General features: G+C 75.5%; 9 protein-coding genes. 1 reads left to right on the top strand and 8 read right to left on the bottom strand.

The genetic code is table 11. The features are described 5' to 3' along the window. Position 1 precedes the first annotated feature (1 nt). The 6 genes from ABZ815_RS45260 to ABZ815_RS45235 form a co-directional block, all read right to left on the bottom strand. Positions 2 to 1,000, bottom strand: a complete 999-nt coding sequence (locus ABZ815_RS45260; RefSeq protein WP_357707958.1) for a hypothetical protein — start codon at positions 998 to 1,000, stop codon at positions 2 to 4. Continuing rightward, positions 997 to 2,520 (bottom strand): lysine 2,3-aminomutase, encoded by a 1,524-nt coding sequence (locus ABZ815_RS45255; RefSeq protein WP_357707957.1) that lies wholly within the window; start codon positions 2,518 to 2,520, stop codon positions 997 to 999. The genes ABZ815_RS45260 and ABZ815_RS45255 overlap by 4 nt, the downstream gene beginning before the upstream one ends. After that, complete coding sequence (locus ABZ815_RS45250) at positions 2,517 to 4,214, bottom strand: class I adenylate-forming enzyme family protein (protein WP_357707956.1); 1,698 nt, start codon at positions 4,212 to 4,214, stop codon at positions 2,517 to 2,519. The genes ABZ815_RS45255 and ABZ815_RS45250 overlap by 4 nt, the downstream gene beginning before the upstream one ends. Then, positions 4,207 to 5,535 carry an FAD-dependent oxidoreductase gene (locus ABZ815_RS45245; protein WP_357707954.1) on the bottom strand — a complete coding sequence of 443 codons (1,329 nt, stop codon included), beginning with the start codon at positions 5,533 to 5,535 and terminating at the stop codon, positions 4,207 to 4,209. The genes ABZ815_RS45250 and ABZ815_RS45245 overlap by 8 nt, the downstream gene beginning before the upstream one ends. 71 nt (positions 5,536 to 5,606) lie before the next feature. Continuing rightward, a complete protein-coding gene (locus ABZ815_RS45240) occupies positions 5,607 to 5,831 on the bottom strand; it encodes an acyl carrier protein (RefSeq protein ID WP_357707953.1) in 225 nt (74 codons plus the stop codon). Positions 5,832 to 5,839: 8 nt separating this feature from the next. Beyond that, the gene (locus tag ABZ815_RS45235) at positions 5,840 to 7,441 is read right to left on the bottom strand and encodes an AMP-binding protein (protein WP_357707952.1); all 1,602 of its coding nucleotides are present in this window, start codon (positions 7,439 to 7,441) and stop codon (positions 5,840 to 5,842) included. Positions 7,442 to 7,718: 277 nt separating this feature from the next. Here ABZ815_RS45235 and ABZ815_RS45230 point away from each other — a divergent pair, with 277 nt between their 5' ends. Then, positions 7,719 to 10,919 carry a BTAD domain-containing putative transcriptional regulator gene (locus ABZ815_RS45230; RefSeq protein ID WP_357707951.1) on the top strand — a complete coding sequence of 1,067 codons (3,201 nt, stop codon included), beginning with the start codon at positions 7,719 to 7,721 and terminating at the stop codon, positions 10,917 to 10,919. Positions 10,920 to 10,996: 77 nt separating this feature from the next. On the opposite strand, the gene ABZ815_RS45225 is transcribed toward ABZ815_RS45230, so the two are convergent. Together ABZ815_RS45225 and ABZ815_RS45220 are read right to left on the bottom strand one after the other, a co-directional pair. Then, positions 10,997 to 13,432, bottom strand: coding sequence for a LuxR C-terminal-related transcriptional regulator (locus tag ABZ815_RS45225; protein WP_357707949.1), 2,436 nt, complete (start codon positions 13,430 to 13,432; stop codon positions 10,997 to 10,999). A 60-nt stretch (positions 13,433 to 13,492) separates the two neighbouring features. Beyond that, positions 13,493 to 14,152 (bottom strand): AMP-binding protein, encoded by a 660-nt coding sequence (locus tag ABZ815_RS45220; RefSeq protein WP_357707948.1) that lies wholly within the window; start codon positions 14,150 to 14,152, stop codon positions 13,493 to 13,495. Between the last annotated feature and the right edge of the window lie 155 nt (positions 14,153 to 14,307).

Here is a 14,307-nt window from a genome sequence, read left to right as displayed (position 1 = left end):
GTCACCAGCTCTCGGGTTCGTGCGGGAGGCGTTCTTTGAGGAAGCGGGCGTGGCCGTCGCGGTAGGCCGTCCAGCGGGCCCGGGTGACGTCGCGCTGGAGGGTGCGGGCGGGGTCGCCCAGGTCGGGGGCGATCACGCCGTCGGGCTCCAGCTCGGAGAACCAGTAGCGCTCGCCGTCGTGGAGGAAGTCGACGCAGAAGAACGGGATGGGCACCCGCTCGTAGAAGTACGCCGTGGCCGCCGCCAGCTCCGGCGGCACGGGCGGGAACTCCATCGTGCCGCCCCTGCTGGCGTTGGCGACCGGCGAGCCCGGCTCGGGGATGCGCTTCATGACGGCGTACGGCTCGCCGTCCACGACGTAGACGCGGTAGTCCACGGTGCCGTCGCCCAGGTACGGCTGGACCACGAGCGTGGTGTCGCCGCCCTGGGCGAGGCTGGCCAGGCCGCGCAGCTCCTCGGAGTCGCGGGCCAGGTTCACCCCGCCGCCGCCGCACCAGCCGGCGGGCTTGACCAGGGCCGGGTAGGTGAGGCCGGCGATCGCGGCCTCGTACAGGTGCTTGCTGGTGTCCCGGCCGGTGCCGATGCGCAGGGTCGGGATCGGCGGCACGGGCGAGTCGCGCAGCCGCAGGACGGTGGCCAGCTTGTCGTTGGCCACCGGCGACAGGGACGGCGGGAACGGCAGGTAGAAGCCGGCCTCCTCCAGGACGGCGTAGAGGGCGTACTGGTTGAAGACGTCCATGGACTGGTAGGGCAGGGAGTACAGGGCGGTGATGAAGAGCGTGTCCTCGGGGGTGACCGGCTCGTCGTCCACGTAGACGCGGGGGTTGCCGGGGTCCAGCGCGTCCACGGTGACCGAGTCCGGGGAGTTCCTGGTCCAGCGCAGGCCGAGCTCGGCGGCCACGTCCTCGTACAGGTCCCAGAAGAACGGGTGCCACATCGCGGTGGCCCGGGTGGACTCCCGGTCGGGGAAGATCCAGCACATGCGGCGCAACGGGGTCATGACTCTCCCTTCTGGCTCGTCCACCAGCGGCGGCCGGGCTCGGGCAGGGTGTCGATCGGGTCGTAGAAGGGGAAGCGACGCTCAGGGCCGGGCGGCTCCAGCCCGATCCCGTGACTCCTGGTCCAGTACGAGACGCCGCGTTCCCGGTCGTAGGCGGCGGCCTGGTGCACCCAGCGCTTGCCGACGTAGGGCACGTCGCACACGATCCGGGGCGTGGCGTAGCCGGGCAGGTGGCCCATGATGGCCTCCTGGAGGTTGCGTGCCTGGTGGAGCGGGGTGCGCCAGTGCTCGGCGTTGGGGATCAGGTCGCAGACGTAGAAGTAGTAGGGCAGGATGCCGGCCTCGCCGTGCAGGGCGAAGCACAGGTCGAGCAGGTCGTGCGGGGTGGCGTTCACGCCGCGCATGAGCACGCCCTGGTTGCGCACGTCCCGTACGCCGGCCGCCAGCAGGGCCCCGGCCGCCTCGGCGACCAGCGGCGTCACCGAACGCGCGTGGTTGGCGTGGGTGTGCACGGCCAGGTTCACCCCGCGGGCGCGGGCCACGGCGGCCACCCGGCCCACGCCCTCGACCACGGCCGGCTGGAGCCAGTGCTGCGGCAGCCCGACCAGCGCCTTGGTGGCCAGCCGGATGTCGCGCACGGACTCCAGCTCCAGCAGCCGCAGCAGGAACGCCTCCAGCCGCGGCCACGGCATGTTGGCCAGGTCGCCGCCGGAGACCACCACGTCCCGGACGGCGGGCGTGCGCTTGAGGTAGTCCAGCATCAGCTCCTGCCGGTCCACCGGCCTGAGCGCGAGCCTGGCCTTGACGACCTGCGGCGTGGACGTGCCGACCAGGTCCATCCGGGTGCAGTGTCCGCAGTACTGCGGGCACGTGGCCAGCAGCTCGGCCAGCACCTTCGTCGGGTAGCGGTGGGTCAGGCCCTCCACCGCCCACATCTCGGCCTCGTGCAGCGAGTCGCGCTGGGCCCGCGGATGGCTCGGCCAGACCGGGTGCCGGTCGGAGGCGACCGGCAGCAGGTAGCGGCGGACCGGGTTGGCCAGGAACGCCGCCGTGAACGCGGCCGGGTCCTCCGGCTCGTCCGGCGCCATGACGTTGAGGAGCTGGGGCGTGACCAGCATGGACATGGTGGCGAACCGGGCCACGTCGGCGGCCAGGTCGGCGAGGAAGGCGTCCTGGAGCAGGTCGCCGGTCACGGCGCGCAGCTGCGCCGCGTTCCGCACGCAGTGGGCGCGCTGCCACTGGGCGTCGCGCCACTGCGCCTCGGTGACCTCCCGCCAGCCCGGCAGCCGCCGCCAGTCGGGCTCGGCGAGCGCCCGCCGCGCGTACACGAAGGGGCGGACGCCGCCGGACTCGGCGGTCCCGGGCCCCGCGGCGCCGGACCGGGCACTGGCGGGCCCCGCGGCGCCGGACCGGGCACTGGCGGGCCCCGCGGCGCCGGACCGGGCGGTTCCGGTGGCGGCTGAGCGGGCGGTTCCGGTGGCGGCGACGGGGTGGCGGGGGGTGTCGTCGTGCGGGCTCATCCGGCGAACAGCGCCGCGTGCCGGGTGCGGAGCTCACGCTTGAGCACCTTGCCTGTGGGGCCGAGCGGGTAGTCCTGTTCGGTGCGCGCCAGGACCACGGCGGCCAGTGTGGCCAGGCCCGCGTCGGCCAGCGCCTTGTTGGCCTTCTCCCTGACCTCCTCGGCGGTGACGGCGGCGGCCCCGGCCTGCGTCCGTACGACGGCGATCGGCACCTGGCCCTCGGGCCCCGGCACGCCGACGACCGAGCAGTCCTGGACGAGGTCCGCGCAGTCGGCGATCAGCACCTCCTCGACGGGCAGGCTGTAGACCGGCCCGGCCGCGGTGTCGATCACGTCCACGGTGCGGTCGAGGTGGTAGAAGTCGCCCTCGGCGTCCCGGCGGGCGACGTCGCCGGTGAGCCAGAAGCCGTTGAGCTCGAAGCTGCCGGTCAGCCTCTGGTCGTTCCAGTAGCCGGGGGTGCGCGACGGAGTGATCACGCCCAGCAGGCCGACCTCGCCGTCGGGCAGCTCCCGGCCGTTCTCGTCGAGCACGGCGGCCTTGATCACCGCGTCCTGGGGCTTGCCGACGCAGCGGTCGGCGCGCGGCGTCTCGGGGGAGGTGACCTGGCCGAACAGCGCCATGCCCATCTCCGAGGAGCCGAGCCCGTCCACGAACTGGGAGCCGGGCAGCGGCTCGCCGGCGGCCTCGCCGCGCGGCAGCAGCCACGACCTGATCAGCCCCGCGGGCCGCTCGCCGAGCGTGACGAGCCGCCGGATGTGGCCGTAGTGGGCGCTGTCGCCGGTGTTGAACCAGGAGTGTACCCTGGCCGCGCCCCTGATCGGCAGCTCGCCGGTCGCCAGTTCCACGAACGTGCGCGGGAACGAGGCCACCATCGTCGGCTGGAACGCCTCCATCACCGGCTCCACGCCGGCGCGCCGCCAGTCCGACATGATCACGGTCGGCAGCCCGAGCAGGACCGCGGTGAGGAAGTAGCTGAGCCCGCCCGCGTGCGTGTGCGGCATGAGCGACATCAGCCGGTCGTACGGCTCCGCCGGGAAGCGCACCATCCGGAGCTGTTTGCCGTCCCAGAAGCTGCGATGCCCGAGGATGGTGGACTTGGGCGTGCCGGTGGTGCCCGAGGAGTGGATGAGTGCCACCACGTCGTCCGGCTCATGCCGGTACGGGTACTGCTCCGGCAGGCCGCCCGACGCCGCGTCGTGGGCGCGCACCTCGGCGGCCAGGGCGAGGAACCTGGGCCGGGCCCGGGGCGTGTTGCGGTAGGCGAGCTGCAGCCGGGTCGTGTCGTCGGCGACGACGCCGACCACGCCGACGTGCTCCAGGTAGCCGGCCATGACGTCGGCCCGCATGGCGTCGTTGACCATCGCCGGGATTGCGCCGAGCGCGGTGAGCGCCAGGAAGTGCAGCAGCGGCTCCAGCCCCTCGGCCACGACGACGCCCACGGGCTCGCCGGGCCGCACGCCGTTGGCGTGGTACCAGGTGGCGTACCGGTCGCGCAGGGCCGCGAGGTCGGTCAGGCTGTGGCCGCGTAACACGACCTGGCCGCGGTGGTCGGTGTGGTGGCTGTGGACGAACGGCACCGCGCGGTTGGGGTTGGCCGCGAGGGCGTGGTCGAGGAAGTTGCCCGCGCCGAGGCCGGGCTCGGTCATGAAGCCCTCCCGTACGGCCAGGGGGGCGATCGGGGTCCGGTCAGTCATGGATGTGCCTCCAGGTCGCGTCGATCTCCGCGGCCACCCGGTGTCCTGAGCGGATGGCGCCTTCCATCAGGCCGAAGAACTCGGTGCTCGTCTCGGTGCCGGCCCAGTGCACCCGCTGGTGGGGGGTGGTCAGCCGCGGGCCGAGCCGGAGCCAGTCGCCCGGCCCGAACAGCGCCGCGTAGCAGCCCCGGCTGTGCTCGTCGCTCAGCCAGTCGGTCACGTGGCAGGCGTCCGGGGCGGGCAGCCCGGGGAACAGCCGCGCGACCTGGGCCCGCGCCCGCCCGGCCTGCTCGCGCGGGGGCAGCGCGGCGAACGCCTTGGCCTGCGCGCCGGTCACGAACCCGGTCAGCACGCCCGCCGAGCCGCCCGCGGGCGAGTCGTCCACGGTGGACAGCAGGGGGCCGTCCGCGCTGACCGACCAGCCCGAAAGGCCCTGCTCGCGCCAGAGCGGCGCGGGGTAGACCAGGTGCACCTTCACCGCGCAGCCGGGCGCCGTACGGGGGCCCGACCGCGGCGCGGGCAGGCCCGGCCGGAACTCCACAGCGTCGGCGAGCGACGGCGGCACGGCGACCACCACCGCGTCCGCCCTGGCCGAGCCGGTCGCGGTGACGACGTCCACGCCGGAGTCGTCCTGGTGGACCGCTTGCACCGGCTCGCCGAGGCGCACCCGGTCGCCGAGCCGGGCGGCCAGGCGCAGGCACACCTGGTGGGCGCCGCCGTCGATCCGGTCCTCCTGCGCGCCGCCCGCGAAGGCGTTCAGGTAGCGCAGCCCGCCGCCCGAGCGCAGGTAGAAGGCCAGGTGCAGGACGGACACGTCCGCCGGGTCCGCGGCCATCATCTCGCCGGCGAACAGCGGGAAGAACAACCGCGCGTCCGGATGCGTCAGGTGTGCCTCGGCCCAGTCGGCCGCCGTGGTGGCGTCCAGGCGGGCGGCGTCCGGGGTCAGCCAGGGCGCGTCGGGGCGGACGGCGGCGGCCAGTTCCTCCAGCGCGTCGAACAGGCCGCCCAGCGCGACCGCCGACAGAGGCGGGAAGCGGCCGGTCACCGGCTCGCCGCCGAGCGCGAACCTGGCCGCGCCGCCCACGGTGGCCGGGGTGGTCTTCAGGTCCAGCTCGGCCAGCAGGGCCGTCAACGCGGTGTGCCGCTCCCCCAGGTACGCCGCGCCCGCGTCGGCCCAGCCGCCGGGGGCGACCTCGATGCCGTGCGTACGGCCGCCGACGCGGTCCCTGGCCTCGATCACGGTGACCTCGGCGCCGGACGCGGCCAGGTCGGCGGCGGCGGTGAGCCCGGCCAGGCCCGCGCCCACGACGACGACCTTCAAGCCCGGCGCCTTGACGCCCGCCTCCCTCAAGCCCGGTGCCTTGACGCCCGGGGCCCTCGTGCCCGGCTCGCTCATGCCAGGCTCGCGATCTTCTTGGCCAGGGCGGCCGGGGTGGGCGCGTCGAGGAAGTCGTCGAAGTCGAGCTCGGCGCCGCAGTCGCGGGCGATCGCGCTCAGGACGCGGGTGGCGAGCAGCGAATCCCCACCCAAGACGAAAAAGTCGGAATCATCCGTTATTTCGGGGTTTTCCAGTACCCGCCGGAAGATGTCAGAGACGGCGGTGACGTCCACGTACATGATCTCCTTCAGTTGGTGGTGTAGCGCCGGTGCGAACCGGCGCGGTCGACCTTGCCGCTGGTGGTGTAGGCCAGTTCGGGCACGACGGTGATCCGGCTGGGCACGAGGTGGCACGGCACCCGGTCCCGCAGGTAGTCCCGGACCTCGGCGGCCAGCCCGTCCTCGGTGTCCCGGCCTGGCTGCGGGCGGGGCACGACGTACGCGGCGAGGGTCGTGTGATCGGCGACCGTGACACCCGCCACCGCCACCGCGCCCACGCCCGGATGGCCGGCGATGTGCGCCTCGACCTCGGCCGGGTCCACCCGGATGCCCCGGATCTTGAGCTCGTGGTCGAGCCGGCCCTCGTGGACGAGCGCCCCGCCCCCGGTCACGGTGACCCGGTCGCCGGTGCGGAAGAACCGCCCGGACTCCGTCCTGGGGGTGACGAAGCGGGCGGCGGTCGCCTCGGGCAGGCCCAGGTAGCCCAGTGCCAGGGCCGGCCCGCCGACCAGCAGCTCCCCCTCCCCACTCACCCGCTGCACGACGTGCGGCAGCGCCCAGCCGATCGGCACCCGCTCCCCCACCGCCGTGCCTCCCGGCTCCGTCGAAGCCCGCTCCGCCGAAGCCCGCTCCCGCGCCGCCGCGCCGCGCGCATCCCCCGGCGCCCGTTCCCCCGCGTCCCCGGGCGCCAGGGGGCCGTGCAGGTCGACGGCGTGCGTGATGAGGGTGGTCTCCGTGCAGCCGTAGGTGTTGAGCAGCCGGATGTCGCCGGTGTCCAGGGCCCGCCAGTCCGCCAGGCGCGGCGGGCTCACGGCCTCGCCGCCGATGATCACCAGCCGGACGCACGCAGGCAGCGCGGCCCGCTCGTCCGCCAGGTGCCGTACCAGCTCGTGCCAGAACGCCGTGGGCAGGTCCAGCACGGTGACCCGCTCGTCGGCGACCGCGCGCAGCATCCGGCGGAACGACCCCGAATGCGTGCCGTCGTGGAAGACCAGCGCCGCCCCGCCGGTCAGCGCGGGCAGGATCTCCTCCAGGCAGGTGTCCCAGTTCAGCGAGGCGAACTGGAGCACCCGGTCGGCGGGGGTGATCCCGAACAGCTCGCGCAGCGCCCCGGTCACGACGGAGATCGCCCGTCTGGGCGTCACCACGGGCTTGGGCGCGCCGGTCGAGCCGGAGGTGAACAGGATGTACGCGGGGGTGCCCGCCTCGACGGCCGCGAGCTCGTCGAGCTCGTCCACCGGTCCGCCCTCCGGCTCCCCGCGATCGGGCGGCTCGATCACGCGCACGCCCTCCGGGGCCCACGCGCCGGGTCCGGACGCGATCAGCGTGCGGCAGCCGGCCGCCGCCAGCACCGCCTCCCGGCGGGCCCGCGGGTGCGCCGGGTCGACGGGCACGTACGCGCCGCCCGCCGCGAGCGTGCCCAGCAGCGCGGCCACGGTCCCCGGCGTGCGGGACGTCAGCACGCCCACCGCCCCGGGATCGGGCCCGAGCCGCCGGGCCGTCGCGCGGACCCGGGCGGCCAGCTCGGCGTAGGTGAGGGTGCGGCCGGCGTGGACCAGGGCCGGGCGGTCCGGGTGGCGCTCGGCCGTCCGGGCGAACTCCCGGAGAACGTCGTGGTGCGGTTCGGACAACGCTGCCTCTTCCCCGGGGTGACGCGGCGCCGCCGGCCGCACGGCCCGCGCGTCTGTCAGCCCGTGTCAAGCGAATGTGGGGCGAACCAAGCGAGATCGCGTTCAGAGTGCAGCAGGCCGCTGCACGGGGGCTTGATGGCGTCAGGATTTCGGCTGTACTGCCTGTCATGTCTGCTGTACGGCGGCCTGCGACGTGGCAAAGGGGAAATACGACATGTCAGACGAAACAACACGGGCAGGTCTGGCGGACGTACTGAAAATCGGGCTCCTGGGGGCGGTGCGAGCCTGGCGGGGGCGCCAGGAGATCCCGCTCGGGCCACCCCGGCAGCGGGCGGCGCTGGCCCTGCTCGCACTGGACGCGGGCCGGCTCGTCTCGGTGAACCGGCTGATCGAGGGCCTGTGGGGCGAACGTCCCCCGGCCGGGGCGCGCAACCTGGTGCAGGGGTACGTCTCCCGGCTGCGCCCCGCCCTGGCCGCGGCCGGCGTCACCATCGCCTACCGCCCGCGCGGCTACCAGCTCGGCCTGGACCCCGGGCAGGTGGACGTGCACGAGTTCCGGACGGCGGTCACCCGCGCGCGGGCCGGGGAGACGGCCGAGCGGCAGGCCGCCGGGCTGCGCCGCGCCCTGACCCTGTGGCGGGGCGAGCCGCTGACCGGCGTCTCCGGCGGCGAGCTGCTGGACCGGCTGCGCGACGCCCTGGCCGAGGAACGCCTCGCAGCCGTCGAGGAGTGCCTGGACGCCGAGGTCCGGGCGGGCCGCGCCGCCGTGCTGGTCCCGGAGCTGATCGCGCTGGTCGCCGAGCACCCGTTCCGTGAGGGGCTGGTGGGCCTGCTCATGCTGGCGCTGTGCCGGGCCGGCCGCCGCGTGGACGCCCTGGAGCGGTACGACCGCACCCGCCGCCGCCTCACCGAGGAACTGGGCCTGGACCCCGGACCCGAGCTGCGGCAACTGCACCAGCGCATCCTGCGCGGGAACGTTCCGCCGATCAGGCCGTCCGATTCCCGGGAAACGGTGACGCCCGCCCAGCTGCCGCCCGGCCCCGGCCAGTTCACCGGGCGGACGGCCCAGCTCCGGCTGCTCGACCCGCTCGGGACCGGCGGTGACCCGGCCTCCGGCGGGACGTCGATCGCGGTGCTGACCGGCGCGGGCGGCTCGGGCAAGACCGCCCTGGCCCTGCACTGGGCCCACCGCGACCGCCACCGCTTCCCCGACGGCCAGCTCTACGTGGACCTGCGCGGGCACTCGGCCGAGCGGCCGCTGCTGCCGATCGAGGCGCTGGGCCGCTTCCTGCGCGGGCTCGGCGTGCCCGCCGAGCGCGTGCCCGGCACGGTGGAGGAGGCCAGCGCGGCCTACCGCAGCCTGCTGGCCGACCGGCGGGTGCTGGTGGTGCTGGACAACGCCGGCAGCGAGGAGCAGGTCCGCCCGCTGCTGCCGGGCGGCCCGCGCTGCGCCACCGTGATCACCAGCAGGGACCGCCTGGACGGCCTGGTCGCCCGGGACGGCGCGATCCCCGTCCCGCTCGGCATGTTGTCCACCGGCGAGGCGGTCACGCTGTTCGGCGGCCTCCTCGGCGGCGAGCGGCTGGCCGCCGAGCGGGACGCGGCGCTCGACCTGGCCCGGGCGTGCGGCCGGCTGCCGCTGGCGCTGCGCATCGCCGCCGCGGGCATCCTCGGCAGGGCCGACGGGGACGCCGCCGGCGGCATCGCCGGCCAGGTGCGCCGGCTGACCGGCACCCGATTATCGGCCCTGGCGGTCACCGGAGATCCGCACGCGGCCGTGCGCGGCGCGTTCGACCTGTCCTACCACCGCCTGGATCCGGCGGCACGGCGGCTGTTCCGGCTGCTCGCGCTCGTCCCGGGGCCCACGTTCACCGCGGGGGCGGCCGGCGCGCTGGCCGGGACCGTCCCGGCCGAGGCCGACCGGCTGCTGTCCGGGCTCGCCGCTGCGCACCTGGTCGAGGAGCCGGAGCCGGGCCGCTACACCTTCCACGACCTGATGCGGGAGTACGCCCGCGAACGCGTGCTGGCCGAGGAGTCCGCGCCGGGGCGGGCCCGTGCCCTGGACGCGCTGATGGCCTGGTACCTGCGGATGGTCCGGGAGGCCGGCGACGTCGCCTATCCCCACCTGCTGCGCGCCCCCGCCGACGGCTCCCGCCGTCCGGTCGCCTTCACCGGCGCGACCGCCGCGCTGGCCTGGCTGGACGCCGAACGCGCCAACCTCGTCGCCGCCGTCCGGAACGCCCCCGGCCACCCGTACGCCTGGCGGCTCATCGACGCCATGAACGGCTACCTCGACCTGACCGGCGGCCAGCCCGGCTGGACGGACGTGCTGCGGGACGCCCGGCAGGCCGCCCGCGCGGCCGGCGACCACCTGGGCCAGGCGGCCGTCGGGCACTGCCTGGCCTCCACGCGGTGGCGGGCGGCCGAGCTGACCGAGGCGGTCGAGGAGTTGCGGGGGGCGTTCACGGCCGCCGAGCTGGCCGGCTGGCCGGAGGGCAGGCTCGCGGCACTGGCCGCGCTCGGCGCGGTCCACCTCCAGCAGGGCAGGCTGGGCGCGGCCCGGCGGCTGCTGACGCTGGCCGTGGACGGCTCCCGGCGCTCCGCGCGGGTGGGGGCCGCGCCGCTCGTCCATCTGGGGCTGGCGCTGACCCAGATGGGCCGGCTCGGCGTCGCCGAGGAGCATCTGAGCGAGGCGTTGTCGCTCTGCCGCGACCGCGGGCTGCCGGCGACCGAGGCCGCCGCGCTGGCCGGGCTCGGCGCCGTGCTGCGGCTGACCGGGCGGCTGGGCGAGGCCGTCCGGTGCCTGACGGCGGCGCGCGGGCTCGGCGCCGCGATCGGCGAGCGGTACCAGGCCGACCTGTGCAGGGAGCTGGCCGACGTGCACCTGGACGCGGGCCGGCGGGCCGACGCGCTCGGCTACGCCGAGGAGGCGCTGCGGCGGGCGCTGGCGGTCGGCGATCCCAAGCTGGAGCTGGACGCCCTGATCGGACTCGGCCGCATCCGCTGCCAGACCGATCCGGGAGCCGCCGTCGGGCAGCTGAACGCCGCGCTGGAGCGGGCCCGCGGCATCGGCGCCGCCGTGGGCCAGGCGGACGCGCTCGTGGGGCTGGCCGTGGCGCGCACCGGCCTGGACGAGCACCTGGCCGCCATGCGCGACACGCTGGCCGGGCTGGGGCTGGCCAGGAAGGCGGGCGCGGTGCTGGTGCAGGGCGCGGCGCTGGCGGCGTGCGCGGAGGCGGCGCTGGCGGCCGGCGACACGGGCGCGGCCATCTCGTACGCCGCCCGCGCGGCCCGCGTCCACGCCGGCAGCGGCTACAAGCTGGGCGAGGCGCGGGCCCTGGTGACGCTGGGACGCGCCCACCGCCGCATCGGCGACGAGCCGGCCGCCGCACGTTGCCAGGAACGGGCGGGAGACCTGTTCACGGCGGTCCTCGACCCGCCACCGTCCCGCCCGGCCGAGGTGGCCGCGGGCCGATGACCGCCCCGGCCGCGAACGCCGCGCCCCGCCCGGGGGCGAGGTCAGCGGAGGACGCCGTGCCCCGCCGGTGGGTGCGGTCAGTGCAGGACGCCGTGCTCCGCGGCCCAGGCGGCGACCTGCGTGCGCGAGCCGAAGCCCAGCTTGAGCAGGATGTTGGCGACGTGCCGGGCGGCGGTGGCCGGGCTGATGAACAGTTCCTCGCCGATGGCCCGGTTGGACAACCCCCGGCTGATCAGCACGACGATCTCCCGCTCGCGCGGCGTGAGCACCGACGCCGGGCCCGCCGGAGGCCGGGACGCCCCCTGGGCGGGCCGCTCACCCGCCAGGCCGTAGCGCAGGGCCTCCTCCTCCGTCATGCCGCCGCCCATCGTCCACCAGAGCTGGACCTGCCCCTCACCGGCCTCCGCACGGGCGCGGGCGAGCAGCGGCTCTGGCGTGGCCGAGGTCCAGACGGGCAGCCCGAGGCGGTCCTCCATGGCCCTGGCCGCGGCCCAGAGGCGTACGGCGGGTTCGAGGTCGTGCTGCCCCTCGGCCAGCACGGCCAGCGCGACCAGCACGGAGATGATCGGCAGGTGCTGCCCCATGGACCGGCTCAGCGTCACGCACCGGGCCAGCCGCTCCCTCGCCCGCTCCGCCTCGCCCTGGCGGGCCAGGACCGCGCCGAGCAGGCCGAGACTGGTCGCGAGGACGGGCTTGGCCGCCATCTCCTCGGCCAGCTCGGCGCACTCCTCCAGGTGGCGGCGGGCGGTGTCGAGGTCGCCGAGGAAGTCGGCGAAGCGGCCCAGCTCCAGGTGGGCCCTGGTGACCCCCCACAGGTGGCCGAACCGGGCGTAGACCTCGATGGCCTCCTCGCCCCTGGTCAGCGACTCGCGCCGCTGGCCGTGGAAGGCGGCGACGCCGGACAGCAGCAGCCGCGCCGACGCCTCGATCAGGCCGTTGCCGACGAGCAGCGCCAGCTTCAGCGCCTCCTCCCCGCGCTCGGCGGCCAGGACGACGTCGCCTTTGGTGCCCTCGTACATGCCTGCGATCACGAGGGTGAACGCCAGCATGAAGTCGTCGCCGGTCGCGCGGCGCAGCTCAAGGGCGCGGGCGGCCGACTCGCCGCAGGCGGCGGCGTCCTGCTGCTCGTAGGCCAGGTTGGCGTGGTGGAGCAGGGCCTCGGCGGACAGGTCGCCGAGGGTACGGGCGGCGGGCAGCGCGAGCAGGCTCTCGTACCAGCGGCGGCCCTCGGTCAGCTCGCCGAACCCGGCCCACAGCGGCATGTAGCCGCACGCGAGCCGCAGGCCCGGCTCGGCCAGACCGGACTCGACGGCCCAGGACAGGGCCTCGCGGGCGTTGCCGAGGAGGTCCTGGAGCGCGAGCAGCCGGGCGTAGCGCTCGGGCCAGGTCAGGCCGGGCGTGGCCCACACGTCGCGGCCGTGGTGGTGGGCGAGGTCGGCCAGGCCGTGCAGCAGCCGGTCGCGCAGGTGCCGGGTCTCGCCCGCCGACTCCAGCTTCCCGGCGGCGAACTGGCGGGCCGACTCCAGCAGCCGGTAGCACGAGCTGCCCTGGTCGAACAGGACGAGCGACTTGTCGACCAGGCCGCTGAGCACGTCGAGGACGTGGGCGGCGGCCAGGCTCCGCCCGGCGCAGACGGACTCGGCCAGGTCGAGGGTGAACGGCCCGCTGAACACCGCGAGCCGCCGGAAGAGCACCTGCTCCTGCGGCGCGAGCAGGTCGTGGCTCCATTCGAGGGTGGCCAGCAGGGTGCGCTGCCGGGCCGGCGCCGTACGGCCGCTCGCCGTCAGCAGCCGGAACCGGTCGTTGACCCGGTCGGAGATCTGGCGGGGGGACATCGCGGCGGTCCTGGCCGCGGCCAGCTCCAGGGCCAGCGGCAGGCCGTCGAGGGCCTGGCAGAGCCGGGCGATGTCGCGGGCGTTGGCGCCGGTGACCGCGAGCCCCGACCCGGCCGCCCGCGCCCGGTCGAGGAAGAGCTGCACGGACTCGACCCGCTCGACCTCCTCGGCCGCCTCCGCCGGGCCGGGCACCGCCAGCGGCGGCACCCGCCACACCAGCTCGCCGGGGATCTTCAGCGGCTCCCTGCTGGTGACCAGCAGCCGCAGGTCCTCGCAGGAGGTCAGCAGCCTCTCGGCCAGCTCGGCGCACGCCCCGACCAGATGCTCGCAGTTGTCCAGGACGAGCAGCGGCTTCTTGCCGCGCAGGAAGTCGACCAGCGTGTCGAGCAGCGGCCGCACGCCCTCCTCGTGCACGCCCAGCACCTTGGTGATCTCGTGGACCAGCAGGTCGGCGCGAGTCAGCCTGGACAGCTCGGCCAGCCAGACCCCGTCGGGGAAGGACGGGACCAGCCGGGTGGCGATCTGCAGCGCACACCTGGTCTTGCCGGTGCCCCCGACGCCGCTGAGCGTCAGCAGCCTGACCTCACCGACCAGCCCGCACAACTCCTCCAGATCCCGCTCCCGCCCGATGAACCTGTCGGGCTCGGCGGGCAGGTTGTGTCTGAGCAACGTCACCATGATCCTCAAGTGTCTGGACCCCAGGATTGGCACCCAGTGTGACACCGCCCTCACGACCTGTCAGAGGTTTGCCCCAAGCGCGGGACCGGGGGCGCCGACCGGGACGATCCGCAACCGCGCGTCGATCAGCAGGGTGACGTCGTGCTCGGCGATGATCCTGCGGCATTCGGCCGGGTCGGGCTCGTGCGCCGCGACCAGCCGGGCCCCCGCGCCGAGCACCATGTCGTACGCCCGCAGGTCGGCCCCGGCGACCAGGACGACGTCGGCCGCGCTCACCCTGCGGGCGGTGGTGAGCCGGGCGGTGGGCTCGATCGGCCCGTCGGCGCCGAGCAGGCTGTCGAAGCCGGCCGTGCCGGGGATGCCGGTGAAGGAGTAGACCTGCCGGATGTCGGCCTCCAGGGCGATCGCGTCGGCGTCGTCCCGGTCGGTGATCATGATGCGGGCGCCGGCGGCGGCCGGTCCGCCGGGGATGGACACGACCACGCCGCCCGCGGCGAGCACCGCGTACCCGGCGACGGGGAGGTGGCAGCCGCCGCGCAGCAGCACGACCACCGGGTCGCCGGGGCGCAGGCCCCGCCGGCGCAGGCCCTGGGCCGCCTGGCGGGCGCGGACGGCCAGCGTGCCGTACGTGAGCGTGGCGCCGCTCGCGGCCTCGGCGACCGCCACGCGCGGGCCGAGAGCGGCCGCCCGCAGCAGGACCGTCTCCGTCCAACCAGTCATGGCTCCAGGGTAGGAAGGGGACGGGCGGGCGGCATGGTCCAGAGTGTGTAACCGAATGTGTAATCCCGTCGCGCCCATACCCGATTACGCATGGCTTGAGCCCGCGCGGGGGCGGCGCGCGTACCTCCTGACGGCAGATCCCGGTTCCGGTTTCG

The sequence above is a fragment of the Nonomuraea sp. NPDC047529 genome, assembly GCF_040642995.1.
Classification (GTDB): domain Bacteria; phylum Actinomycetota; class Actinomycetes; order Streptosporangiales; family Streptosporangiaceae; genus Nonomuraea.
This window is presented reverse-complemented; position numbering and strand designations above follow the sequence as displayed.